This is a genomic window from Arthrobacter sp. NPDC093128, from assembly GCF_040683875.1.
Classification (GTDB): domain Bacteria; phylum Actinomycetota; class Actinomycetes; order Actinomycetales; family Micrococcaceae; genus Arthrobacter.
In genome coordinates this window covers 161590-186053 of sequence record NZ_JBFBEY010000003.1, presented here as the reverse complement: position 1 = coordinate 186053, position 24464 = coordinate 161590, and the positions used below count along the sequence as shown (strand labels likewise).

General features: G+C 62.5%; 18 protein-coding genes and 3 pseudogenes. 14 read left to right on the top strand and 7 right to left on the bottom strand.

The genetic code is table 11. From position 1 onward, the window contains the following. Positions 1-59: 59 nt before the first annotated feature. Positions 60-1232: a thiolase domain-containing protein gene (locus AB0N24_RS04690; RefSeq protein ID WP_364121112.1), complete on the bottom strand. Its 1173-nt coding sequence runs from the start codon at positions 1230-1232 to the stop codon at positions 60-62. Positions 1233-1410: 178 nt separating this feature from the next. Here AB0N24_RS04690 and AB0N24_RS04685 point away from each other — a divergent pair, with 178 nt between their 5' ends. The 3 genes from AB0N24_RS04685 to AB0N24_RS04675 all read left to right on the top strand — a co-directional run bounded on the left by AB0N24_RS04685 (position 1411) and on the right by AB0N24_RS04675 (position 5132). Then, positions 1411-2628, top strand: a complete 1218-nt coding sequence (locus AB0N24_RS04685) for a helix-turn-helix domain-containing protein (protein WP_364121110.1) — start codon at positions 1411-1413, stop codon at positions 2626-2628. Between the two features lie 301 nt (positions 2629-2929). Beyond that, positions 2930-4246 carry an MFS transporter gene (locus tag AB0N24_RS04680; protein ID WP_364121107.1) on the top strand — a complete coding sequence of 439 codons (1317 nt, stop codon included), beginning with the start codon at positions 2930-2932 and terminating at the stop codon, positions 4244-4246. Positions 4247-4337: 91 nt separating this feature from the next. Further along, complete coding sequence (locus AB0N24_RS04675; protein WP_364121104.1) at positions 4338-5132, top strand: SDR family NAD(P)-dependent oxidoreductase; 795 nt, start codon at positions 4338-4340, stop codon at positions 5130-5132. A gap of 487 nt (positions 5133-5619) precedes the next feature. On the opposite strand, the gene AB0N24_RS04670 is transcribed toward AB0N24_RS04675, so the two are convergent. The 3 genes from AB0N24_RS04670 to AB0N24_RS04660 form a co-directional block, all read right to left on the bottom strand. Beyond that, positions 5620-8499, bottom strand: coding sequence for an FAD-binding and (Fe-S)-binding domain-containing protein (locus tag AB0N24_RS04670; RefSeq protein WP_364121102.1), 2880 nt, complete (start codon positions 8497-8499; stop codon positions 5620-5622). Between the two features lie 477 nt (positions 8500-8976). After that, positions 8977-10146 (bottom strand): acetyl-CoA C-acyltransferase, encoded by a 1170-nt coding sequence (locus tag AB0N24_RS04665; protein WP_364121099.1) that lies wholly within the window; start codon positions 10144-10146, stop codon positions 8977-8979. After that, complete coding sequence (locus AB0N24_RS04660) at positions 10143-11339, bottom strand: acyl-CoA dehydrogenase family protein (protein ID WP_364121096.1); 1197 nt, start codon at positions 11337-11339, stop codon at positions 10143-10145. The genes AB0N24_RS04665 and AB0N24_RS04660 overlap by 4 nt, the downstream gene beginning before the upstream one ends. Before the next feature lie 535 nt (positions 11340-11874). Here AB0N24_RS04660 and AB0N24_RS04655 point away from each other — a divergent pair. The 9 genes and pseudogenes from AB0N24_RS04655 to AB0N24_RS04615 form a co-directional block, all read left to right on the top strand. After that, complete coding sequence (locus tag AB0N24_RS04655) at positions 11875-12639, top strand: electron transfer flavoprotein subunit beta/FixA family protein (protein WP_364121093.1); 765 nt, start codon at positions 11875-11877, stop codon at positions 12637-12639. Positions 12640-12650: 11 nt separating this feature from the next. Further along, a complete protein-coding gene (locus AB0N24_RS04650) occupies positions 12651-13631 on the top strand; it encodes an electron transfer flavoprotein subunit alpha/FixB family protein (RefSeq protein WP_364121091.1) in 981 nt (326 codons plus the stop codon). Between the two features lie 58 nt (positions 13632-13689). Then, positions 13690-14571: a cytochrome b/b6 domain-containing protein gene (locus tag AB0N24_RS04645; protein ID WP_364121627.1), complete on the top strand. Its 882-nt coding sequence runs from the start codon at positions 13690-13692 to the stop codon at positions 14569-14571. 58 nt (positions 14572-14629) lie between these two features. Continuing rightward, positions 14630-16240 carry a carboxyl transferase domain-containing protein gene (locus AB0N24_RS04640; protein ID WP_364121088.1) on the top strand — a complete coding sequence of 537 codons (1611 nt, stop codon included), beginning with the start codon at positions 14630-14632 and terminating at the stop codon, positions 16238-16240. A gap of 35 nt (positions 16241-16275) precedes the next feature. Further along, a complete protein-coding gene (locus tag AB0N24_RS04635) occupies positions 16276-18366 on the top strand; it encodes a biotin carboxylase N-terminal domain-containing protein (RefSeq protein WP_364121085.1) in 2091 nt (696 codons plus the stop codon). A gap of 4 nt (positions 18367-18370) precedes the next feature. Next, positions 18371-18883 carry a MaoC family dehydratase gene (locus AB0N24_RS04630; RefSeq protein ID WP_364121083.1) on the top strand — a complete coding sequence of 171 codons (513 nt, stop codon included), beginning with the start codon at positions 18371-18373 and terminating at the stop codon, positions 18881-18883. A 2-nt stretch (positions 18884-18885) separates the two neighbouring features. Further along, positions 18886-19746, top strand: a complete 861-nt coding sequence (locus AB0N24_RS04625) for a CoA ester lyase (protein ID WP_364121080.1) — start codon at positions 18886-18888, stop codon at positions 19744-19746. 98 nt (positions 19747-19844) lie between these two features. Beyond that, positions 19845-20072, top strand: a pseudogene (locus AB0N24_RS04620) (CoA-transferase); the annotation flags it as partial. A gap of 202 nt (positions 20073-20274) precedes the next feature. Then, positions 20275-20654, top strand: a pseudogene (locus AB0N24_RS04615) (recombinase family protein); the annotation flags it as partial. Between the two features lie 168 nt (positions 20655-20822). Here AB0N24_RS04615 and AB0N24_RS04610 read toward each other — a convergent pair. Next, positions 20823-21638 (bottom strand): annotated as a pseudogene (locus AB0N24_RS04610) (NAD-dependent dehydratase); the annotation flags it as partial. Between AB0N24_RS04610 and AB0N24_RS04605 the strand changes: the two are divergent. Together AB0N24_RS04605 and AB0N24_RS04600 are read left to right on the top strand one after the other, a co-directional pair. Next, positions 21637-21969 (top strand): helix-turn-helix domain-containing protein, encoded by a 333-nt coding sequence (locus AB0N24_RS04605; RefSeq protein WP_364121077.1) that lies wholly within the window; start codon positions 21637-21639, stop codon positions 21967-21969. The pseudogene AB0N24_RS04610 and the gene AB0N24_RS04605 sit on opposite strands and share 2 nt — an antisense overlap. 131 nt (positions 21970-22100) lie before the next feature. Next, positions 22101-22703: a hypothetical protein gene (locus AB0N24_RS04600; protein WP_364121074.1), complete on the top strand. Its 603-nt coding sequence runs from the start codon at positions 22101-22103 to the stop codon at positions 22701-22703. 20 nt (positions 22704-22723) lie between these two features. On the opposite strand, the gene AB0N24_RS04595 is transcribed toward AB0N24_RS04600, so the two are convergent. Beyond that, the gene (locus tag AB0N24_RS04595; protein WP_364121072.1) at positions 22724-23095 is read right to left on the bottom strand and encodes a hypothetical protein; all 372 of its coding nucleotides are present in this window, start codon (positions 23093-23095) and stop codon (positions 22724-22726) included. Positions 23096-23429: 334 nt separating this feature from the next. Next, positions 23430-24455 (bottom strand): DUF2510 domain-containing protein, encoded by a 1026-nt coding sequence (locus tag AB0N24_RS04590; protein WP_364121069.1) that lies wholly within the window; start codon positions 24453-24455, stop codon positions 23430-23432. Between the last annotated feature and the right edge of the window lie 9 nt (positions 24456-24464).

Sequence of the window (24464 nt, the reverse complement as noted above, 5' to 3'; positions counted from 1 at the left end):
CGGGCGATCGGCAGGGGTGCCCGAGCCAGCGAGTTTGGTCACTTCTGAACGGACGGCGCTCATCGGACACTTTCCAATACTGTTGCGTAGTTGGCGACGGCGGCGCCACCCATGTTAAACACAGCTGCCCGGTCGGCTGTAGCCAGCTGCATAGCTCCGGCCTCGCCAACAAGCTGCATTGCCGCCATCACGTGCTGGGAGACACCGGTCGCTCCCAGGGGGTGGCCCTTGGACTTTAAGCCTCCGGAGACGTTGACGGGCAGCCATCCGTCGCGGTGGGTGGCGCCACTGGCCAGGACCTCGGCTGCCTTGCCAGGTTCGGCGATGCCGAACGCTTCGTACTGCAGAAGCTCGGCGATGGTGAAGCAATCGTGAGTCTCGAGCAGATCGAGGTCATGCAGGGTTGCGGACGCTTCTTCGAGGGCAAAGCGGAACGCCTTGGACGCACCTTGGAACGCCAAGGGGTCAGGACGCGCAGCGACTGCAAGGTGGTCGTTGACGTGCGCGCGTCCGCGGACTGCGACGGCACGGCGGGCCGTTCTGGCCATATCGGCATCGGTAATCACCATCGCGGCAGCGCCGTCTGAAACTAGTGAGCAGTCGGTGCGCAGCAGCCGCCCCGCTACCCTGGGGTTTCGCTCGGATTCCGTTGCACAGAAGTCAAAGCCGAGGTCTTTGCGCATGTGGGCCCATGGGTTGTCGACGCCATTGCGATGGTTCTTTGCTGCGATCATGGCCATGCCGTCATGCGGGTCGCCGTACCGGTCGGCATACCGGTCAGCCAGCCCCGCGAAAACGCCCGCGAAACTGCCGACCGACTCTTCAGTCCTTCGATGCAAGCCGCTGAGCAGGATTCTGTTGACCTCCGGCGTTGCGATAGCGGTCATCTTCTCCGCGCCGACGACGAGCACCGCCCGGGCACGCCCGGCCTCGATCCGATCCAGGGCGCCAAAGATGGCGGCAGAACCGGTGGCACACGCATTTTCCACACGAGTGGCTGGCACTCCGGCCAGCTCCGGCAGAGCCGATCCAACCAACGCGGCCTCAAACCCTTGGGATGAGAATCCGTTGTTGTAGACCCCTACGAAGACAGCGTCTATGTCGCGGGGATCAAGGCCTGCGTCCTCGACTGCGGCACTGCTGACCGCCGCAATCAGCGCCTCGACGTCCTCGTGCGGCTGGCGGCCGAACGGGGTATGAGCCCATCCTATGATGTGGGGTGAAGTGACCATCGAAACCTCTTTGTTTCAAGCTTGTGCCGGAGTAAGGGACCGGCAACAGAGCTGGAAGGAGCTCCCGCTTTGTGCGGGCTGCTGTGTCTCCCCTCACAATGCCAAGTATCAAGCCCGGAAGGGACCGTCTCACGACGAGAGAATGCCGAACGTTTTCCTCTATCTGTAGAATCGAAGCGTGACTGACGATGGCATACAAATTGCAGTGGACGAACTGGCTGAGCATTTGCGGCGTTCCGTAGTCATCAACGACCCGGGCGTCCATCTGCTCTATTCCAGCGTCCATTTCGGCGATGAAGATCAAATCCGCGTGCAGGCGTTCCTCAAACGAGCCGCTGACACCAAGGCAATCGGCTACGTTCTCGCCCAGGGCGTATCGACGTGGACCACGCCAGGAGTCATTCCGGCAAACGAAGAGATGGGGATGAAGGCCCGCGTGTGTGCCCCGATCAGGTGGAGGGGTGAGCTGTTGGGCCAGCTGATGGTACTGGACGCCGACAGATCCCTAACCACTGCCGAATTGTCCCTCATCAACCAAACGGCCAAGGATGTTGCAGCGGCGATGGCCGTGGAGGTGCAAAGAGAAGCCGACTCGAAGGTTCAGGAACAGACGGTCCTTGACCTGGTCGGGCGGGAGGCAGTATTGCGTCGACGCGCCCTGGCAGAGCTTGCGGCCAGCCACGCATTGGGACATTTCGAGAACGTGACGGCCGTGGAGTTCTGGGTACGTGGCACCTGGGATAGTGCCACGGCGTCACATGCCGATGCGGCGCTGCGCGCTGTACTGACCATGGGTCTACGGCAGGGGCGAGGCACACAGCTGCACGCGATGGTCGCATCGGCGACGGGTCTGCTGCTTCTTGGCAGCGCTGTGCCCCTCGGGGAGGCTACTGCACGCGTTCATGTTCAGAAAATGATCGATCAGTTGGAGGATCTGTCCTCCGGGAGGTTCGGTTGCGTGGCGGGAATCGGCCCCTGCGTCCCGGGACTCGAGCAGGCTTACAAGACTGTCCGGCAGGCACACTTGGCGCGGCGGGCCGCGGCGACTGTCCTCGATACGCCGGTAGCAACCTGGACGGATGTGGGGCCTTACGCCCTGCTGCTGCGGATACCCGACGAGGATCTGAGTGAGGATATATTGCCGGAAGAAGTGCGGCGGCTTCTCGCCGTTGATCCTGATCGGAACCTGGCCAAAACGCTGCGCGTCTACCTCGATCACGCCTGTAACGGACCTGCGGCATCCGATGCGCTCCACATACACCGCACAACCCTCTACTACCGCCTGGGACGCATCGCAACGCTGACAGGATTGGATCTGTCCGAGGGGCGCACCAGGCTCAGCCTTCACCTCGGACTCACCATGCTGGATCTGATTCCGGTGGACCATCCGCACTAGTCGCCCAGTGTAAACCCCTCGCGCAAGCACGAGGTTCACGTCAGGGCCGCAGGGCTATTTTCCCTGCCCAGGGTCAGGTTCGACAAATAGAGGAAAATGGCAGCGGATTTCTCGCTGTTTAGCAGTAGTGACTTACGGCACACTTCTTCCATGCTGATGTAAGCAGCGTCACTCCCCAGCTGCTCTCTCGGACCCGTGGCTCACGGTTCCTCTCTTCAAACAGCAAGGAGGCTGTCTTATGGGTTTCGGAACCAATCAAGGGCAACCCGATATGGATCAACCGGCTCTTCAGGAGCAGGTTATGCGCAAGGTAGCCATGAGGCTCATACCGTTTTTGGGTCTGGCCTACTTCCTCAACTACTTGGACCGAACCAATATTTCCTTCGCCAAGCTGACAATGAGCGAGGATCTGGGGCTCACGGAGACGATGTACGGCCTGGCGAGTGGGCTCTTCTTCATTGGCTACATATTCTTCGAGGTTCCAAGCAACCTTGCGCTGCACCGTTTCGGGGCACGCCGATGGATCGCCCGAATCATGGTCAGCTGGGGTCTTGTTGCCGTGGCTATGGCATTCGTGAACACCCCTACAACGCTCTACATTTTGAGGATCCTGTTGGGTGTCGCCGAGGCCGGATTCTTTCCCGGCATCGTGCTGTACCTGACGTTCTGGTTTCCGCGTGCTGTGCGGGTTCGCCTCATTGGCATCTTCATGATCGCGCTACCGCTGTCCTCTGCCTTGGGCGCGCCTTTGTCCGGAGCAATCATCCAATACGTGGACGGTGTGTTTGGTATGGCCGGATGGCAGGTGATGTTCCTGCTACAGGGCATTCCGACAATCCTGCTGGGTGTGGTTGCGTGGTTCTACCTGACGGACCGTCCGCAGCATGCGAAGTGGCTCACTACCCAGGAGCGAGAGTGGCTGGCCGGGACCATCGACGCCGAACACGAGACGGCGTCTGCCTCAGGGCACGTATCCGTTGGTCGCACCCTTCGCGATCCCCGCGTGTGGGCCCTTGGGCTGGTCTATTTTGGTATCGGCTACGGACTCTTCGCCCTAAGCTTCTTCCTCCCAACTATCGTTGGCGGATTGGCCAAGACATTTAATACCAAGTTCTCCATCCTCGAGACCGGCCTGATCGTCGCCGTTCCTTTCGTCTGTGGCGCCATCGCCATGGTGTTCTGGACGCGGCACTCTGACTGTACCGGGGAGCGGGTCTGGCACGTCGCACTGCCTGCGCTACTTGCGGCAGTCAGTATCCCGCTGGCCCTGTACATGGACTCCCCGTTCGCCACGATGGTAGTCATCTCCATCACTGCCGTCGGCATCTTTTGCGCACTGCCTGTGTTCTGGTACCTGCCCTCAACCTTCCTCGCCGGCGCAGGGGCAGCGGCAGGCATCGCGCTGGTCAACACCTTGGGTGCGATATCCGGCCTTGCTGCCCCATACATGACGGGTTTGCTGCTGGACGTCACCGGCGACTCACGTATCGGAATGTGGTTGGTCGGCGGATTCGAGCTCATAGCCGTTATCGCCCTGCTCGCCCTGCGTAAGAGCCTCCGTGCCGCCGACACCCACCACAGCCCTGCAGCAACCGATACTACTGCGCCAGCCATCTAGATGACCCGGGCGTGCCCGGTCTGCCACATCTTGGCGATGCGCCCACCGCGTCGACCATCCAACTGCACTATGAAACCAATCGGAGTATGAAGTGAGTGAATCCGTTCAGCTGTTCCCCGGCGATCCCTTCGATCTGACCGGCAAGGTTGCCCTTGTTACCGGTGCCGCCCGTGGAATCGGTCGATCCATCGCAGAATCGCTGGCTCAGAGGGGTGCTGACGTTGTCGTGATGGACGTAGTCGAACCGGCGGACACCGTAGAGGTCTTGAGATCGGCCTATCCCGCCGCTCGCTTCGAAGGCATGACAGTCGATGTGCGCGAACGTGCCCAAGTGGAGAAGGTGATTGCCAGAACGGTGGATTTGTTCGGGCACCTGGACATAGTGGTGAACAACGCCGGGACTGCAAGCCGGACCGGCCTTGCCGAGTTCACTGACGAGGAGTGGTTCCGGGACCTCGATACCAACCTGCGCGGTACTTTCTTGTTTTGTCAGGCCGCTATCCATCCCTTCATGGAGCGCCAAGGGACAGGCACCATCATCAACATCAGTTCGATATCCGGGATCATGGGCGGCCCGACTTCAGGTGGCGACGGCGGCGGCCGTTCAGGCCCGGCCTATGCCGCCTCCAAGGGTGGCGTTATCGCGTTGACTAAATGGTTGGCCAAGGAGGTCGGTGGCCTGGGGATCACAGTGAACTCGGTAGCTCCCGGCCCCATAGCAACTCCACTGACCGTAGGGGTGGCATACGACTTCGACCAGCAGGTCCTAGCCCGCATGGGTACCCCTGAAGAGATCGGAGCAGCAGTGGCCTATCTCGCCTCCCCAGGCGCCGCCTATGTCACTGGTCAAGTGCTGCGGGTATGCGGCGGCGCGGCGCTCGGATAAACGCCCGGCGCCGAATACGCAAACGGCTCTTGGGTACAGACCTCGTTCTCGGCGTCTGTACCCAAGGGCCATTTGTTGTACCGGGAGAAAACCTGAAAAGTCCAATCAATCCGTCCGAGGCCAGCCGACGACCACGTAGACCCCTGCCCATGAGGAGCGGAAGACCGCAGCAACACGAGTACCGCGTGCAGGACCCGGTACCAGTTATGTATCCCCCGCATGACGCCCAGAGTTCCTGCGGTGGGGACCCATTTGTACTAAGGGGGGATCCAGCTGCCCAAGTTCGGACAACCAGCCGCCCCCAAGGGCCGACGGCACCGTGCCCAGCATCACGCGGTCCTGGAACAACGGAACAGCGGAGTGATCAAATTGGTCCCAACTGGGCGGACCGATCCGGAGGGCGGCAAAAACAATGCCTACTGGGAGCGGAGCGTCCCACCCACGCGGCGGAAGGTCCCGCGCGAGGTTGGGCAGCAGTGTCCGGAACTTATACCGTCCTGGATTTGTCAGTGCGCGTGGCCTTCTCCAAATGCTGGAGAATGTGCCAGTATGGCCGTCCCGTTGCCTCTGTCATGCCCAGCTCACAAGTGCGGTTGAGGGAGGCATAGGCGTCGTACTGCCCGGAGCTTATCTCTGCCGCCTCTGCTGCGGTAGCAGAAGCCGTTAGCTCGGGGTGTAGCATCCCCCGGTCTCCCGCGTAAGCGCAGCAGCTCCATTCCTGCGGGACAACGATTTCGGTGGCTACTGCCCGTGCCACGGTCTCTAAGGCGGCAGTAATGCCTAGATGGACTGACGAGCACGTCGGGTGAAGTGCCATGGAGCCCAAGGGCCGTGTCACCCTGAGATGGGAGAGGACGTTGTCGGCAACGAATTCCACCGAGTCCACAAACCGAAGCGTGCTGTATTCGGGCGATCCCATGGCCAGATCACGCATCGCCGCTAATCCTTCCGTGCATGACGATGCGTCGCACACGACCGGTAGCCGGGCGTGGTCCGTGGCCTCCCAGAGCATAGCGAGCGTACGGGGTGCCATCTTGGCGTATCCCGAGGGTAGGCCTTTGGATTTCCACGGCGTCCCGCAACAGGTGGAGGAAACAGCGTCCGGGATCGTGATGGCAACACCGGCCCGTTCGCATATTGCGAGGAACGCATCCGATACAGAAAGCCCCGCCCCGTCCGGAGTGCCGAACATGCTCGAGACGCATGCGGGGAAGAAGACAGCCGTGGCTGCCTCGTCGCGGTGGGAGGGACGGGGCCGCCCACCCCCTGGCAGCAGGTCCTTGTACTCAGGCACGTGCTCGGTGCCAAATACGGCTCGGCCCACCTTGGTCACGGCCCGTGGCATGGCCGACGGAAAGGCATTCGCCAGACTTAGTCCGAGACTGGCCACGCGTGTCGTCGTTCCCCAGGCCGACGCGGCGGCACTCCATACGCGGTCCGCAACGACGGAATGGTTCTCCGAGCGCAAACGGCGCACGAGATCTCCGGTGTTGATGCTCACCGGACAAGCAGTGGCACACATGCCGTCCACGGCGCAGGTCTGCAGGCCCTCGTAGTCGTACTCCGAGCGGAGTCGCTGGGCCAGTTCGTGGTCACCGCTAACTTCTGCGGCCTCGATCTCCCGGCGCCCCACAATGCGCTGCCTCGGCGTTAGCGTCAGGTCCTTGGAGGGACAAACCGGTTCGCAGTAGCCGCACTCTACACAGCGGTCGACTTCCTCCTCCACACTAGGCGCCGTCTTGAGGTGATCGAGATAGGACCGCGGGTCATCGCTGAGCACGACGCCTGGATTGAACGCATTCCGCGGATCAACGAGCACCTTCAGCTCACACATGACCTCGTACAGCTCGTCCCCGTACTGACGACGAACGTAAGGCGCCATCATGCGGCCCGTGCCGTGCTCGGCCTTCAACGAGCCGCGACGCTTCAGGACAAGCTGGACCATCTCCTCGGTGAAATGTTCATACCGTTTCAAACTCGCTGGGTCGTCGAACTTCTCGTTGAGCATGAAGTGGACGTTGCCATCCTTGGCATGGCCAAAGATCACCGAATCCTCATATGAGTGACTTTTGAAGAGACTGGTGAGATCCTTGCAAGTTTCGCCCAACGCCGCGACGGGAACGACGATGTCCTCCAGCAAAGCATTGGACCCGGTGGGCCGACTCCCTGCCACCGTAGCGTACAGGCCTTTGCGCGCCTTCCATAGAGCCGCCCGCTCTCCCGGCACGACTGTAAGCGTGGCGGGGGTGCTGAGGTTCAGTCGCGTGAACAGCTGCTTGGCCGCTGCGGTACGCTCCCGCAATTCCTCATCGTCTCGTCCCTGATACTCCACGAGCAGGGCAGCGTGGTCCTGAACATTTATCTCCGCGATCCGCGCGGGGCCTTGGCCAGTACGCTGGGCTACACGCAGGGATGTCGCATCCAGCAGCTCCACGGTGGCAGATTCCACATCTATCAACTCTGGCACGATGCTCGTGGCGCTGATCAGGTCAGGGAATATGAGCAGACCCGTAGCCACCTTGGGCATGACCTCGACGGTGCGGAATACGGCCTCCGCCACGAAACCGAGTGTGCCCTCGGAGCCGATCAGGAGGTGCTCAAGAATTCGCACCGGTTCCTCGAAATCAAGGAAGGCGTTGAGCCCGTAACCCATCGTGTTCTTCATTGAGAACTGGTGACGTAGGGTCCGTACCGAGTCCGCGCTCTGCACTACCCGACGACGGAGCCCCAACAGTCCCGCGTGGAGCTCCGGCTCATGCTCGCGCAAGGTGCGGTCCGCCCCTTTATCGGCTGTGTTCACTACAGTGCCGGAGGGCGTGACAAACGTCATGGACTCCAGGGTCTTGTAAGAGTTGAATTCCGTCCCACAATGCATCCCAGAAGAGTTGTTTGCCACAACGCCACCGATCGTGCAGGCCGCCTCGCTTGCCGGGTCGGGACCCAGCTTTCGCCCATACTGAGCCAGCCGCTGGTTGACTTGACGCACAGTCACGCCTGGCTGGACCCGTACGCGGTATCCGCCGCCGTCCAAAACCTCCATGCTCCGGAAGTTTCGACGTGTGTCAACGAGGACTTGGTCCGTTACAGACTGCCCCGACAATGAGGTACCGCCGGAGCGAAACGTGAGCCCCAGACCATGGTGATCAAGGACCCGGAAAAGCTCACCCATGTCCGCCACGGAACCTGGACGGACAACAGCCCGCGGTTGGAGAAGGTAGTGGGAAGCGTCGTGCGCCGTGGCACGACGTTCGAGTTCCGATTCCACTACCGAGCCTGGACCTCCCCATGCGCGGAGGTCGCGATGCAATGCATCGTCCTCACCCCGGGGAGTTCCCTGCCGGCGATGCGCGGAGGGGTTAAGAGTCATCGTTGAGCTCCTCTAGAGGATGGATCCGGAACGAAAAAATTAATGTTGGCCCTGCCGTGACGCGCCCTCCCGGTAGGCTCAAGGAAGTCCTTCCCACTACGCGGGGAAAGCTCCTATGAGGGCACCGACTCTGGACGAAACACCTTGGGAATGATTGCTCCGCGTGTAGTGCGTCTCCCGAGGGCGGGTTGGCGGGGTGTGGCCCCTCGCCGATAGGCAGGGAAGGGAGCCACCCCTGGTATGGTCCGGAGTCCTGCAGGAACGAGGATAACGCCTGGAGCAACCCCCTGCTGGCGGGCCAAACCGCCACTTGTCCAGGCGCCCTGCTCGGTGGAGCACCCTGCGTTGCGTCGTCGGTCAATTACATGGGTGGTATTGGTGCTCGACGCAGTTTCAGCAAGTGTTTCACGGAGAAGGCCTGGCATTCCGCAACTCCAGTGTCCGCTGGTCCGTTGGTGTAGCAATCGGGTCTACTGCCTAGAGTGATCTGAGGACGACGGCCGACCCCTGGCCGCCGCCGCCGCAAATGCCTGCGGCGCCCAGCCGTCCCGGTCCGAGCTCGACAAGTTGCCGTGCAAGGGTCCCCAGAAGCCGGGCACCGGACGCGCCGATGGGGTGTCCGAGTGCGATTGCCCCGCCGCGGGTATTGACGATGTCAGAGTTGACCCCGAGCGTGCGGACGGATTGGACGGATACCGCTGCGAATGCCTCGTTTATCTCCACAGCTGCAAGGTCTTGGGTCCCGGCGCCGATGCTTTTGAGTGCGGCAAGGATGGCGTTTGCGGGTTGGTCGTGGAGCCGCACGTCAGGTCCGGCTACCAGGGCGTGGGATTCCACTCTGGCCAGCGGCGACAAGCCAAGCCGATTGGCGGCAGATTCGCCAACCAGTACCAGTGCGGCGGCCCCGTCGGTGATCTGCGAGGAGTTGCCTGCTGTGATCGTGCCTTCCTTGTCGAATGCCGCGCGCAATCCAGCGAGCGACTCCGCTGTCATTCCGGTCCGGATACCGTCGTCGTCAGACACGACGGTGTTTCCATGGCGCGAGACCAGTGTGTAGGGTTCGATCTCTTCGGCAAGAAAGGCTGCGTGGGCACTAGCGCGCTGGTGGGAGGCAGCTGCCCAGGCATCCTGACTGGTTCTGTCCAGGCCGTAGTCCGTATTGCCGTCTTCGGTCGAGATACCCATCGAGCGCCTTTCGAAGGCGTCCGTCAGGCCATCGAGCTCAAGGGTGTCCATGGCTTCAAGTGCGCCATATTTTTGCCCGGCCCGCGCCTTGAAGACGTGGGGAGCAAGGGACATGGACTCCTGGCCCACCGCGACGACAATATCCGCCTCGCCGCCGGATATCATACGTTCTGCGGCGACGACAGCCTCCATCCCGGAGAGGCACACCGCGTTGAGTGTCAGCGCGGGGACGGTCAGCGGGATGCCTGCTCCTACGGCGGACTGTCGGGCCGGGTTCTGCCCGGTGCCGGCCTGCAGTACGTGTCCGGCGATGACGTACTGCACGTCAGTGGCAGCCACGCCGGCGCGGCGCAGGGCTGCGGTGATCGCGTGGGCGCCGAGGGCTGTGGCAGGGATGGAGGCGAAGCGGCCGTTGAACCGGGAGAAAGGGGTCCGGGCGTAGCCGGCAATCAGAGCGGTCATACGTGGGCTCCTACGCGCTGGGAGGGCGTGTCAAGTCCTAGTTCGCGGGCGATGAGCATCAACTGGACCTCGGTGGTGCCCTCCCCCACTTCAAGGATCTTGGAGTCGCGGTAGTGGCGTGCCACAGTGAATTCGTTGATGAAGCCATAGCCGCCGAACACCTGGGTGGCATCCCGCGCGTTGTCCATGGCCGCCTCGCCTGCGACCATCTTAGCGATGGCCGCCTGCGTCTTAAACGGTCTTCCGGCGAGCATCCGCGCGGCGGCGTCGTAGTAGGCCAGCCTGGCCGTGTGGGCACGGGCCTGCATGCGCGCGATCTTGAAGGAAATGGCCTGGTACTTGCCGATGTTCTGGCCAAAAGCGCTGCGTTCCTTGGCGTATTTCACCGATTGGTCCACGCAACCCTGAGCCGCTCCCGTGGCCAGGGCGGCGATGGCGATGCGGCCCTCGTCCAAAATCGACAAAAAGTTTGCATAGCCGCGCCCCTCCTCCCCAAGCAGGTTTTCCTCCGGGACGCGGACGTCTTTCAGCGTCAGGGGGTGGGTGTCCGAGGCGTTCCAGCCCACCTTGTTGTATGCCTTCTCCGCCGTGAAGCCGGGGGTATCGGTGGGGACCAGGATGGTTGAGATTTGCTTTTTGATACTCCCGTCTTTGTGTTCCCTCTGGCCCGTGACGGCGGTGACCGTCACCATCCGGGTGATGTCCGTGCCGGAGTTGGTGATGAACTCCTTGTTGCCGTTGATCACCCAGCTTCCGTTTTCACGCCTGGCGTGGGTCTTGGTGCCGCCGGCATCCGAGCCTGCCTCCGGCTCCGTGAGTCCGAAGCCGGCGAGGGCCTCGCCGGAGGCCAGCATCGGCAGCCACTGCTCTTTCTGGGCTTCGGTGCCGAACCGGTAGACGGGCATGGCACCCAGGGATACGCCGGCCTCGAGGGTGATGGCCACGGACTGGTCTACCCGGGCCAATTGTTCCAGGGCCAAGGCCAGAGCGAAGTAGTCACCGCCCATCCCGCCGTATTCCTCCGGGAAGGGGAGCCCGAAGAGGCCCATGTCGGCCATCTGGGACACCACTTCGTAGGGGAAGCTGTGCTCTTCGTCGTGCTTGGCAGAGACCGGCGCAACGATTTCGTCAGCGAACTCGCGGACGGTCTTGATGAGGTCCTGGTGGTCTTCACTGAGCTCAAAATCAACCATGTTTGTGACTTCCTTTTGTTGCTAGGTCTGTTCTGCCGCGGCAGATGCTGTAGCGGTTTTCGGTGATTCGTCCGGGGCGATCAAAGCCTCAAAAGATCATCTCAGTTAGTAGGATTTAACTGAGATTTAGGTTAGTCTCTATTAACTGTGATGTCTACCAAGCACAAATGTGACTCCTCGGACGCAGCTGCCTTGCAGGCTTCAGACCCCGCCACCGGGTCTGAAATCTGAACAAGGCCACGGGTTTAGGGCGGCGAGACCGAAGCAACTCGCTGGCCGGCCGTCACCGTGAATATTTCCCCTTCCTATAACGGCTTCTCACCGACGACCCCTACGAGAACGGATGCGCTATGAGTGATGTGACGTCCAGGTCATGGAGTGGGTGAGAAGCCCGGCGAGGACCGTGTGTCTGCGTCAGAAGAAGGCCGGCCGCGAAACCCCTCCAGCTTCGGGTACGAAAAAATCAGTTACCCGCAGGGCACCCTTTCTCAAAGGAGATCGGGTTCATCGTGCATATTTCCAGAGGAGTGGATGAATGAAGATCGTTGTACTTATGAAGCAGGTTCCGGATACTGACGAGGGGCTCAGTCTTGACCTCTCCACTGGGCTTCTGGAGCGCCAGAATGGCGAGTTGATGCCCGATGAAATAAACGAACGCTCCCTTGACGTGGCTCTCTCCTACAAAGATTCCCACAAGGGAACCGAGGTCGTCGTGCTGTCCATGGGTCCGGACGCGGCAGGAAAGGCAGTGCGGAAAGGCCTGCAGGTGGGTGCCGACTCGGCCGTCCACATCTCTGACCCGGCACTTTCCGGCGCCGACGCGCTGCGGACCGCCGCGGTGCTGGCGGCCGCCCTGAACACCATGGACTTCGACATAGTGATCGCAGGAAATGAGTCCACTGATGGGAGCGGCGGAGTGGTACCCGCGATGATCTCCGAAATCCTGGCGCTACCACTCCTTGGAGCCGTGCATAACGTGACAATCACGGAGGATTCCGTAGCCGCGGAACGCGAGGAGGATGGGCGTCGCACCGCCGTGCACGCAGCACTGCCGGCTTTGGTCTCAGTGACCGAACGCTCCGCCGAGCCTCGGTTCCCCAACTTCAAGGGCATTTTGAGCGCGAAGCGCAAGACGGTGACCACCTTGTCTCTGGAGGACCTGCCGGACATCGCTGCATCCCGCTGTGCGCTGCTGGCGGTGACCAAACGACCGGTTCGGACGGGTGGTGTCAAAATTTTCGACGATGGCGACGCCGGACTGCAGTTGGCCTCGTTCCTGGCATCTTCCCAACTAATCTAAGGAATCCCACCATGGCTAATATTCTGGCGTTCATCGAAACCTCCGCCTCTGGGGAACCTCACGAATCTGCTGCTGAGCTGCTTGGTGCAGCTGCACAACTGGGCACCCCCACGGCTGTGGTCGTTGTCACCCCAGGCACAGGCGGACATCTTGGCGAACGGCTTGGCGTTCTGGGCGCGGAGCACGTCGTCATTGCCGAATCCGACCAAGTCGGTGCTTTGCTCACAAGCCCCGAGACCACTGGCCTGGCTGTTGCTGTTGAAGCTTTGGACCCGGTGGCAGTTTTGGTGTCCCATTCGCTGCAGGGCCGCGAGGTGGCTGCTCGCCTCGCGGTGCGGATCACGGCGGGAATCTGTATCGACGCGGTGGCCGTCCATACGGCCGACGGGAGGATCGTGGCCGTGCATTCAGTATTCGGCGGTGCCTACTCCACCGAATCCGCAGCAGACACAGCCGAGCGCACCCCGGCCGTCGTCACGCTTCGCCAAGGTGCCGTTACCGACCGGGCCCCTGCAGCCACGCCGAAAGTCACAGTCGTGGCGGTACCGAACGACGATGGGCCAGCTGCCATCATCGACTCGGTCGATGAGACGCCCGCGGACGCTACCCGACCAGAGCTTCGCAGGGCCGCCAAAGTAGTTTCCGGAGGCCGGGGTCTTGGCTCAAAAGACAATTTCGCATTGGTAGAGGATCTCGCTGACGCCCTCGGTGCCGCTGTCGGCGCCTCACGGGCGGCAGTGGATGCCGGTTACGTGACGCCGCAGGCACAGGTGGGTCAGACCGGGATGACGGTTTCCCCTCAGCTGTACGTTGCCTTGGGAATCTCGGGGGCAATCCAACACCGCGCGGGAATGCAGACCGCCACCACCATCGTGGCCATCAACAAGGACGAAGACGCCCCCATCTTCGACATCGCAGACTTTGGAATTGTCGGTGACGTGTTCACAGTCGTCCCGCAATTCATCGAAGCCCTCGAAGCGCGTAAACGGTAGACACCCCATGGCGACGCCGGTGAAACCCTTCCCTGTTGTCAAGAACAAATGGTTCCGGATGGCCTTGCGCGCCATCGCAGTTGTGGCGGTGCTGCTCGTACTGGTGGTCGCTGCCCGCTGTCTGCGTGAACTATCCCCGGTGCAGGACTTCCTGTCCGTGTATCCCGGAGAGTCCCCTCTGCCCGCCGGTGCGCCGGTCGGACTTCCGGCGTGGCTGGGATGGCAACACTTTCTGAATTCCCTCCTGATCCTGCTGATCATCCGGTCGGGCTGGCAGGTTCGCACCAGCCCCAGGCCGCCCGCCTACTGGACCCGGAACAACACCGGCCTGGTCCGGACCAAGGAAAAACCGGCGAAAATCAGCCTCAATTTGTGGTTCCATCTCACCCTGGACGCCCTCTGGATCCTGAACGGCATCATATTCTTTGTGCTGCTCTTCGCAACAGGTCAATGGATGCGTGTGGTGCCCACAAGCTGGGACGTCTTCCCCAACGCTCTCTCAGCCTTACTTCAGTACGCCTCACTGAACTGGCCGCTGGAGAACGGGTGGAACAATTACAACTCCTTGCAGCTGCTCAGCTACTTCACCACCATCTTCATCGCCGCGCCGCTTGCCATCCTGACCGGGCTGCGCATATCCGGAGCATGGCCCAAAAACGCCACTGGCTTGAACCGGGCATACCCCCTGGAAGCGGCGCGGGCAGTCCACCTGCCGGTGATGATCTACTTCGTGGCCTTCATCATTGTCCACGTCACCCTGGTTCTGGCCACCGGGGCCGTGCGAAACCTGAACCACATGTACGCCGCCACCGATGATGGCGGCTGGACAGGGCTATGGATTTTCGCCGGATCCCTTGCCTTCATGGCCACGGCGTGGTGGCTTGCCCGGCCGATCTTCCTGCGGCCACTGGCCTCGCTGATGGGAAAAGTAAGCCGCTGACCCGCATAGGTGGGACCAGTATTCACATACCTGACCCAAGATTTGAAAAAGGAAACAGATGGAAACGTTGAACCACAGCGACAAATCATTGCAAATACAGCCCGAACCTCAACCCTCGGAGCAAAAGTTCCTCGCCCTCGACTTAAAACGCCGCATGGCCAAGGCCTCCTTGGGAGGTTCGGAAAAGTCCCGCCAGCGACACGTCAGCCGGGGCAAGCTCCTGCCACGGGACCGCATCGACCAGCTGCTTGATGAGGGCAGTCCTTTCCTCGAGATTGCCCCTCTGGCCGCGAACGGAATGTACCAGGACGAGGCCCCCGGCGCAGGCGTCATCGCGGGAATCGGACTCGTCCACGGCCGCCAGGTGCTGGTGATCTCCAACGACGCAACTGTCAAGGGCGGCACCTACTATCCGATGACGGTGAAGAAACACCTCCGGGCCCAGGAAATCGCCCTGGAAAACCGGCTCCCTTGCATTTACCTGGTGGACTCCGGCGGAGCCTTTCTGCCCAAGCAGGATGAAGTCTTCCCGGACAAGGAACATTTCGGCCGCATCTTCTACAACCAGGCCAAAATGTCCGCGGCCGGCATCCCGCAGATCGCGTCCGTCATGGGCTCCTGCACCGCCGGCGGCGCATATGTCCCGGCGATGAGCGACGAGACGGTCATCGTCCGGAACCAGGGCACCATCTTCCTGGGAGGCCCGCCGCTGGTGAAGGCCGCGATCGGCGAGATCGTCACGGCCGAGGAACTGGGCGGCGGTGAGGTCCATTCGAAGATCTCGGGTGTTACGGATCATTTGGCCGAAAACGACGAACACGCCCTGCAGATCGTCCGCAACATCGTGGCAACCCTGCCCAGGCCCGCTGCGCCCGTCTGGGACGTAGCCGACGTCGTACTCCCGCCGCTGGCGGAGCCGGACGAACTCTATGACGTCGTTCCCGTTGACGTGAACGCTCAATACGATGTCCGGGAGGTCATCGCCCGGCTGGTGGACGGCAGCGAGTTCCATGAGTTCAAAGCGAACTACGGCACCACCCTGGTCACCGGCTTCGCCAGGCTCCACGGTCACCCGGTCGGGATCGTCGCAAACAACGGCGTGCTCTTCAGCGAATCCGCGCTCAAAGGAGCGCACTTCATCGAACTGTGCGACCAGCGCGGCATCCCGCTGATCTTCCTGCAGAACCTCTCCGGCTTCATGGTCGGCAAAGACTACGAACACGGCGGCATCGCCAAGAACGGCGCCAAGATGGTCACAGCCGTTGCCACCGCGCGCGTACCGAAGCTGACCGTAGTCATCGGCGGGTCCTTCGGCGCGGGCAACTACTCCATGTGTGGCCGGGCCTACTCACCTAGGTTTCTTTGGATGTGGCCGGCATCCCGGATCTCCGTCATGGGCGGAAACCAAGCCTCGAGTGTCCTGGCCACCGTTAAACGCGACCAGTACGAGGCCCGCGGCGAGGACTGGTCCGCTGCCGACGAAGAGGCTTTCAAGGCACCCATCAAGGAGCAGTTCGAGGACCAGGGCAGCCCATATTACTCCACCACCCGGCTCTGGGACGACGGCATCATCGACCCCGCCGACACGCGCCGTGTCCTCGGCATGGCCCTCGACGTCGTCTCCCGCACCCCACTGCCGGAGACCTCCTTCGGTCTGTTCCGGATGTAACCGCCATGACCACACCAGCTCAAGGAAGCACCTCCATGACCACCAGAACCTTCGACACCGTGTTGGTCGCCAACCGCGGCGAAATCGCCTGCCGCGTCATCCGGACCCTCCGCCGCCTCGGAATCACGTCCGTCGCCGTGTACTCGGACGCCGACGCCGACGCCCGCCACGTACTGGAGGCGGACATTGCCGTCCGGATCGGCCCCGCCCAGGCGGCAGAAAGCTACCTGAAGATCGAGGCCATCATCCAGGCCTGCCAGGACACCGGCGCCCAGGCCGTCCATCCCGGCTACGGCTTCCTCTCCGAGAACGTCGAGTTCGCCCGCGCCCTGGAAGCAGCAGGCATCACCTTCATCGGCCCGGACGTGCAGTCCATCAACATGATGGGAGACAAGATCCGCTCCAAGAACCACGTGATCGCCCACGGCGTTCCCGTGGTCCCGGGCATCGCCGAACCCGGCCTGAGCAATGAGCAACTGGCCGACGCCGCGGACGGCGTCGGCTTCCCGCTCCTCATCAAGCCCTCCGCCGGCGGCGGCGGCAAGGGCATGCACGTGGTGGAACGGGCCGAAGACCTGCCCGCCATCCTGGAAACAGCCCGGCGTGTGGCTAAGAGCTCCTTCGGAGACGACACGCTGTTCCTGGAACGCCTGGTCCGTTCCCCCCGGCACATCGAGGTCCAGGTACTCGCTGACCGCCACGGCAACACCATCCACCTGGGCGAGCGTGAATGCTCCCTGCAGCGCCGGCACCAGAAGGTCATCGAGGAGGCACCCGCCCCGTTGCTGCAGAGCCTGCCGAACGGCGCCGAAATCCGGGCACGGATCGGTGCGGCGGCCGTTGACGCGGCGCGTTCCGTGAATTACGTGGGCGCCGGCACCGTGGAGTTCCTGGTCTCCGACGAGGCCCCGGACGAGTTCTTCTTCATGGAAATGAACACCCGCCTGCAGGTCGAGCACCCCGTCACCGAAGAGGTTGTCCGGGTCCATGGCCAGCGGCTGGACCTGGTCGAATGGCAGTTGCGAATCGCCGCCGGTGAGGTCCTCACCGTCGCGCAGTCCGACGTCGTCCTCGAAGGGCACGCGATCGAGGCGCGCGTCTACGCAGAGGACCCGTCCCATGGGTTTTTGCCGTCGATCGGCCGGCTGCTGGAGATCCGGGAACCCTCAGGTCCCGGCGTCCGGGTGGACAGCTCCCTCACCGAGGGCCTGGAGGTATCCCCGCACTATGACCCCATGATCGCCAAGATCATCGCGTGGGACACAGACCGCGGACAGGCCCTCGAGACGCTGGACCGGGCCCTGGCCGAGACGGTTCTGCTGGGGATGAAGACCAATGTCGAATACCTGCGGCTGCTCATTGCCGACGAGGACGTCGCCGCAGGGCGCCTGGACACGACCCTGATCGACCGCAAAATCGCTTCCATGCCGTTCCGGACTTTCAGCGGCGAGGACCTCGCCCTCGCCGCCCACGCCCTGGCAAACAGCCAGGCGGACGCTCCCGGTCCCTGGGGAGCCAGGGACGGTTGGCGGGTCGGCGGCAATGCGCCGTCCACCATCCATCTGGAAGTCGACGGCCAGACACACACCGTCACCGTCAACCAGGACGCGCAGGGGCAGACGTTCGGCATCGACGGCGTGCCGTTCCGCGTCAGGGCCCTGACCGACGGCTCAGCCTCAGTGAACGGCACCCGACGGCGCGTGACCACCGCCCTCGCCGCGGACGGCACCGCGTGGCTCGGCATCGCCGGATGGGGCGGCGCTGCCCGAAAGCTCAGCCGCCAGGAGCGGCTCCAGCGCCAGCTCTGCTCCTTGGAGCGCATCGCCGGAACGGCCTCCCCCGAGGTCCTTTCGCCCATGCCGGGCACCGTCATCGCCGTCGCCGTCGCCGACCTCGACCTCGTGGAGGAAGGGCAGCCGCTGCTCTCCATCGAGGCGATGAAGATGGAGCACCAGCTCACCGCCCCGGTCACCGGCGTCGTCCGAATCAGCCTTAAAGTTGGCGACCTTGTCAAAGCCGCGCAGATCGTGGCAACCGTGGAACCGCTCTCCCAGGAAACTGGGGACGCAGACCTTGTGGCCGCCGAAGCGGCGGCGGAACCAGAACTCGAAGAAGTGAAGGGATAATCCCATGGACAGCACCGACATCAAACGCATTCAGCAGCGGGGACTCTACCTCGATGAACTCCAGGAGGGCGCGGTCTACGCCCACCGGCCCGGCCGCACCCTCACGGAAACGGACAATGTCCTTTTCACGTCGCTGACCATGAACAACCAGGGCCTGCACCTGGATGCTGCGTGGAGCGCCACGCAGCCTTTCGGCCAGAGACTCATGAACTCCCTTTTCACCCTGGGCACCATGATCGGCCAGTCCGTGCCCCAGATGACGGAGGGAACGATCATTGGCCAGCTTGGCCTGAACTATGTCCGCTTCCCGCACCCGATGTTCCACGGCGACACCCTGTACACCGAAACCGAGGTGACGGAGGTCCGGCTCTCAGCCTCCCGCCCCGGACAGGGAGTGGCCGGCATGAAGCACACCGGACGCAACCAAGACGGTGTCGTCGTAGCCGAAGCAACACGCACCTGCCTGATGTGGACCCGGGAGGCCCACGAAGCGCACACTTCCGCGGGACAGGAGTAGCCATGGCAGCGTTTGAGATGGGCCCGGCGCTCCTTTTTTGCCCCGCCGACCGTCCGGACCGCTACGGCAAAGCGATGGACAGGGCCGACGCCATCATCCTGGACCTCGAGGACGCCGTGGCCCCCCGGGACCGGGAACAGGCACGGCAGTCCCTGATAGCGAACCCCATGCATCCGGACCGGACCATCGTCAGGATCAACCCGGCGGATACCGACGACTTCGAACTGGACCTTCGCGCACTCGGGCAGACCCGATACCGCTACCTCATGCTGGCCAAGACCGAAGAGCCGGAGTCCTTGGCGCGGCTGGCGGACTACTCCGTGGTGGCCCTGTGCGAAACGACCAAGGGCGTCATCAATGCAGCGGCCATTGCGGCGGCACCCAACGTGGTGGCCCTCATGTGGGGAGCGGAGGACATGGTCGCCTCACTCGGCGGCACGTCCAGCCGCCGGCCCGACGGCCAATACCGGGACATCGCCCTGCACGCCCGGTCCCACGTGCTCCTCGCCGCAGGCGCGGCCGGGAAGGTTGCGCTGGACTCGGTCTACCTCGACATCGCCGACATCACCGGGCTCAAGGCCGAATCCGACGATGCCCTCGCCTCCGGCTTCGCCGCGAAAGCCTCCATCCATCCAGCTCAGATGCCGGTCATTCGTGAATCTTTCATACCCACTCAGACGGAGGTAAAGCGGGCACAACAGGTGCTCGCCGCCGCCGAGCACTCCGGCGGGGTGTTCACCTTCGAAGGACGGATGGTCGACGAGCCCGTCCTGCGGCACGCCCGCAAAACCCTCGCCCGCGCGGGGCTCCAACCACTCCAAGATCAGCTGATAGTCCCTCAAAGTGGAGTAGCACCGGCATGACATTCTCCAATCCTTACGGCCCAGACCCGTCGCCAAGCCCCGCCCGCAGCTCAAAGAGGTAGTGCAATGCCAAAGGTGAATCCGGAGCAGCCGCGGCGCTGCAGGACGTCCTGCGGAACGGCATGACGCTGGCCGTGGGCGGCTTCGGCTTGTCCGGCATCCCGGCAGACCTGATCGTGGCGGTCCGCGACTCCGGCGTGAAGGATCTTACAGTGGCGTCCAACAACATGGGGGTGGATGGCAAGGGCCTGGGCTTGCTCATCGCGTCGCGCCAGGTGGCCAAATTCACCGCCTCCTATGTCGGCGAGAACAAGCATTTCGCCGAGAACAGCGCTGTTTGAGCAGGCCTGCTCAAAAGTTAGAGGAAGTCGAACGCGACCTCGTGTGTAGCCGGACCTAGACTCAAAAGTGCGACGAGCTTGGCTAACGGGCCCGGAGTTCGTCCAGTTAGGGCACACCTCAACCTGACAAGCGGAACCGTCGGGCCTTGACTTTTTCCGGGACAGGCCCAGAACTCAACCTGACACGATAAGGGTTGAAGGCGCCGGCGCTGGACAGCGGATCGGGTACGTGCGGGTGAGCACGCTGGACCAGAACGAGAAACGCCAGCTTGAGGGCCAGGTCCTGGACCGGGTCTTCACGGATAAGGCCTCCGGTAGGGACACCGCCAAGCCACAACTTACGGAGCTGCTGCGGTTCGCCCGCGACGGGGACACCGTGGTTGTGCACGGCATGGAACGGCTCGCCCGCAACCTGAACGACTTACGTGCTCTCGTCTAGGGCCTCACCCGCAAAGGCGTCGGGGTGGAGTTCGTCAAAGGGAACCTGATCTTCACCGGCGAAGACTCCCCATGGCCAACCTCATGCTCTCCGTCATGGGCGCCTTCGCCGAATTTGAACGCTCCCTCAGCTCGATCACACCGAGGTCTTCCATGCTGGCCAGTCCGGAAAGCTTGGCTTGCGTGCCGAGTTCGACCAGTTAGGGTTCACCGAAACTTCAGCTGGATGCGGCTTCAAATTGCAGAGCTTCTGCAACGTGAGGAAAGGCAAACCAGAGGCGCCACCCAAGTGAGCGATCAGGGAATGAGGTTGTCCGCCCGGTAGCGGTCGAAAAGTGCGATGAAGGCATCCAGTGTCCGGCGGTAGCCGGTAAACCCGGCATCCCGGCTCTTGCCCATGTCTGTCACGACCTCGATGTTGCGCCCCAGGTCACCGTCGGTGTGCCACCCGGAGGCGACCTGGTCCAAGTCCGGCTCGCTAAGGTTATGGTGCCGGGCAAGTTCCCTCCACTGGTCTTCCCGCCGCGCCATGGAATGCTCGAGGGGCCGGGGCTCCCCCTCGTACCCCTCCCACTCCACGCCGAAGTAGGCTGCAAGCTTCGGCCACATCCAGCGCCAGCGGAACATGTCGCCGTTGACGATGTTGAAGGCCTCGTTCGCGGCCCGGCGTGTGGTGGACGCCCACAGCATGTGCTCGGCGAGCAGGCTTGCTTCGGTCATGTCGGTCAGACCGTTCCACTGCGTCTCGGATCCCGGGAAAACGAACGGCTCCCCGTTCTCCCTGCAAAGGGTGGCCTGGGCAGCAAGCGTAAGCCCCATGTTCATGGCGTTGCCCACCGCATGCCCGATCACAGTGTGCGCACGGTGCACGGACCAGGTGAACCCCTGCTCAGCCGCTGCCGCCCAGAGCTCATCCTCCTGCGCGTAGTAAAAGTTTGCCACCGGCAGGCGCGGCTCCTCCTCGTGGAAGGGCGTGTCTGCCATTTCTCCGGCCGCGTACGCCTCGAAGGGACCGAGGTAATGCTTGAGGCCGGTCATCAGGGCAACGTGGGCTACGTCCCTGCCGCGGAGTGCGGCGAGCAGGTCACGCACCATGCCGGCATTGACCCGAATGACCACTAACGAGGCTGCCGCCTACCTGAGCGGGCCCGTTGGCTTCACCCTCAGCGCCAAGCTTGTCCGGAATCTCCGCTATCTGAACAGGGGTCCGGTCGTCGAGAAACGCGGCAGCCGACTCGTCTACCGCAAGTCCGCGCTGGACGCCTTCCTTAGCGAGAACGGCACAGACCCCCTGGTCTGGATACAGGGCGGCTGGAAAAAGGTCGCCGACCAGTTGCGTGGGATAGCAGAAGCCACTGGGGATACTGGTTTTGATCCGATGATTGAGACCTTGGACAAGCGTGGCCCCCAGGATGGCTGGGACCCCGGCCAGGCGGAAAAGTAGACACGACGAATACGGAAATGCCTCCTGGATCGAGGAGATCCAAGGTTGTCGTGGCCGGAGAAGGTCGCCTTTCCGCGTCGAGCATAGACTCCCTTTGAGAGTGCATCACCGCTCAGTCCGGAAGGAATATTATGCCGCCGCTGGATCCCGAATACCTGACCTTCGACTACCACTGCCATTATCGGGGCATCCCCGGCCCGGACCACGACCCGGAGGACTATCCGATGACCTGGACGGTCTCGGTCAACGCCACCGTGTGGGACGAAGACGATGATGGGGACGGCGAGGAAGTCCACGTAGGTGACGCGCGTTTCACCATCGTTCCGGACGCAGGGGACATCGAACTGTTCCTCACGCTGGATGCCGTGGATCAGGAGCTGGCCAATGTCGCCGAAATGCTCACTGTTGAACGACCGGACCTGATGCCGGCGGCGGGTATGGACCTGGGCGGGGACCTGCTTGTCCTGTCATCCCTTTGGATTGAGCCGAAATTCCGGGGCCACCAAACTGGCCACACCGTCCTGACCGCGATCCTCTCCACCGTGGGACGCGCCGCCGCGATGGTCATACTGGAGGCAGCGCCTCTTCTCAGCGACGACGCCCCCGAGGAAGACACTCCGCAGCATTTAGCGGCTAAGACCGCGCTGCACCGCTACTGGACGCGCTTCGGCTTCCGGTCTGCATTCCGGGACTACCTCGTGTTGAACGTCAATGACGGCTTCGGATCTACCTGAGTCGAGCCACTGTCCGCAACCTACCACTCCGGAAGTTCCTCCTTCCAAGGGTGCTCATCCGGTAGCCCGACTCTCGGGTCGGCGGCGAGTTCGCGGTACCACGGCGGGAGCATGATGGGGACTTTTTTCGTCGACGTGCCGAGCAGGTCCCAGCGGTCCTCATAGTCCGCGATGATGTCGGTACCGACACGAGCCTGTTCCATCCCGGGATTGCGTCTCCCGGCAGGTACGCCCGGCTCGTTCTGCCAGTTCCTGTGTCCGATCCATGCTGCAGCTGCAATGTGGTCTCTCGGGACGATGAAGGTCCGGGGCGCGGCAGTCAGCTGATCAGGATCGAGCATGACCAGCGCGTACCACTCGTGGTCCGAGAGCGCTGGCTTCTGCGATTTCACGCCGAGCTGCCACCGGTTTTTGGCCTCCAAACCGTTGTCGTGTCATCGACTTGACCTGCACCTCGATGGCCTGTCGCACAGGCCCTCCGGTCTGGACCGCCAAAATGTCGGTCCGCTCCAGCCCGTCGCGGGTGAGCGCCGCGCCCCAGCCGTACCGTGACAGCACCGAGCACACCCAGTGCTCGCCAGCGCTTTTGGTCATCTTCGTGTCGGCCATGTTCTGGAGCGTAACAGCGGCCCAGTCAGTTGTAGAGCGTGGATTGTTCTTCACGCAGCAGGGCAGCAAAGATGGCCCGGAGGATCGATCAGTTCCGGTAGAGCCCGAACGTTCGGTTCATCCGCGCGTCCTTCTACAGTCTTGGCTGTAGATGTCCTTACGCTGGCCATCCGGAGCAATAACAGCAAAGTGGTACACGCAGATATTCGAGACCATCGTTGCCACTGCGCCGGAGATTGTTGGAGGCTGTCTCGTCTCCCGCAGGAAGACGTCACTGGAGGTCAAGTAGATCTCGATAGTCTCGTTGTCAGGGGACGCCAAATGATCGATCACGCATGCCCATGCGTGACCACCCAAACTGACACTGCGGCCGCATGTTTCCGCGAAGGTGCTGGCGTGGATATTAGCCAGCAGGGCCTGAGTATATTTTGCGGCGAAGTCTGAGGCATCTTTTGTTGCCTCAGCAGATGGGCTGGCTGTGGTGGGTTGGACCGAGGCGGTTGGCGTCTCCTGGGCCGGAGGGGCAATTGGCGTGGCCGTGATGTCAGGGGCCGCAGAAGTTGGTTCTGGCTGGGCCGTTGGAGACGGAAAGTCACTTGGGGTCGGAGTGGGGGTTACCGGGATTGAGGTCGCCGTTGGAGTCGCTGGAGCGGTGATGGGCGGCGGGGCGGCAACCTCCGGCGTTGGTACAACCGGGTTCTTAGTGCTTACTGGGGCTGTCGCGCCCACAACTACCATCGACGCAAAGAGGCTCACCACACTAGCTCCGACGACAATAGCCCCCACGCGCCGCCCCGCGATATGGGCCCAAGACCGGCGCCCGGTTACGAGGGTGTATAGGCCAGTCAAAAGCACAACGAACACCGCTAAGACAAACCAAATAAAAAATCCGCCGCTTGCTGCGAAGGGGATCAGAAGCAGGCCCAGCAAGCCAACAGCAACGTAAGTTGAGGCTCCCAGCCGCCGAAGGAACCCGTGACCAGCCGGCTTGATTGTGCTGGTTGAGGGGTCGTGGTCGGGCAACTCAGGACGGTCTGCAGTCATCTGTAGTGGGCGAACCTGTTGCGTCCATGCATGCCCGTCCCACCAACGTTGCTGACCGGGAACGTTCGGGTCTGAATACCATCCAGGAGGCTGTGCCATGTTGATGCA

What these genes read in the sequence shown, in the direction of transcription:
- AB0N24_RS04600 (WP_364121074.1), top strand. Translation starts at nt 22,101, where the DNA reads ATGCCGCCGCTGGATCCCGAATACCTGACCTTCGACTACCACTGCCAT.
- AB0N24_RS04635 (WP_364121085.1), top strand. Translation starts at nt 16,276, where the DNA reads ATGACCACCAGAACCTTCGACACCGTGTTGGTCGCCAACCGCGGCGAA.
- AB0N24_RS04660 (WP_364121096.1), bottom strand. Translation starts at nt 11,339, where the DNA reads ATGGTTGATTTTGAGCTCAGTGAAGACCACCAGGACCTCATCAAGACC.
- AB0N24_RS04590 (WP_364121069.1), bottom strand. Translation starts at nt 24,455, where the DNA reads ATGGCACAGCCTCCTGGATGGTATTCAGACCCGAACGTTCCCGGTCAG.
- AB0N24_RS04640 (WP_364121088.1), top strand. Translation starts at nt 14,630, where the DNA reads ATGGAAACGTTGAACCACAGCGACAAATCATTGCAAATACAGCCCGAA.
- AB0N24_RS04655 (WP_364121093.1), top strand. Translation starts at nt 11,875, where the DNA reads ATGAAGATCGTTGTACTTATGAAGCAGGTTCCGGATACTGACGAGGGG.
- AB0N24_RS04630 (WP_364121083.1), top strand. Translation starts at nt 18,371, where the DNA reads ATGGACAGCACCGACATCAAACGCATTCAGCAGCGGGGACTCTACCTC.
- AB0N24_RS04645 (WP_364121627.1), top strand. Translation starts at nt 13,690, where the DNA reads ATGGCCTTGCGCGCCATCGCAGTTGTGGCGGTGCTGCTCGTACTGGTG.
- AB0N24_RS04670 (WP_364121102.1), bottom strand. Translation starts at nt 8,499, where the DNA reads ATGACTCTTAACCCCTCCGCGCATCGCCGGCAGGGAACTCCCCGGGGT.
- AB0N24_RS04690 (WP_364121112.1), bottom strand. Translation starts at nt 1,232, where the DNA reads ATGGTCACTTCACCCCACATCATAGGATGGGCTCATACCCCGTTCGGC.
- AB0N24_RS04680 (WP_364121107.1), top strand. Translation starts at nt 2,930, where the DNA reads ATGCGCAAGGTAGCCATGAGGCTCATACCGTTTTTGGGTCTGGCCTAC.
- AB0N24_RS04665 (WP_364121099.1), bottom strand. Translation starts at nt 10,146, where the DNA reads ATGACCGCTCTGATTGCCGGCTACGCCCGGACCCCTTTCTCCCGGTTC.
- AB0N24_RS04650 (WP_364121091.1), top strand. Translation starts at nt 12,651, where the DNA reads ATGGCTAATATTCTGGCGTTCATCGAAACCTCCGCCTCTGGGGAACCT.
- AB0N24_RS04605 (WP_364121077.1), top strand. Translation starts at nt 21,637, where the DNA reads ATGACCACTAACGAGGCTGCCGCCTACCTGAGCGGGCCCGTTGGCTTC.
- AB0N24_RS04625 (WP_364121080.1), top strand. Translation starts at nt 18,886, where the DNA reads ATGGCAGCGTTTGAGATGGGCCCGGCGCTCCTTTTTTGCCCCGCCGAC.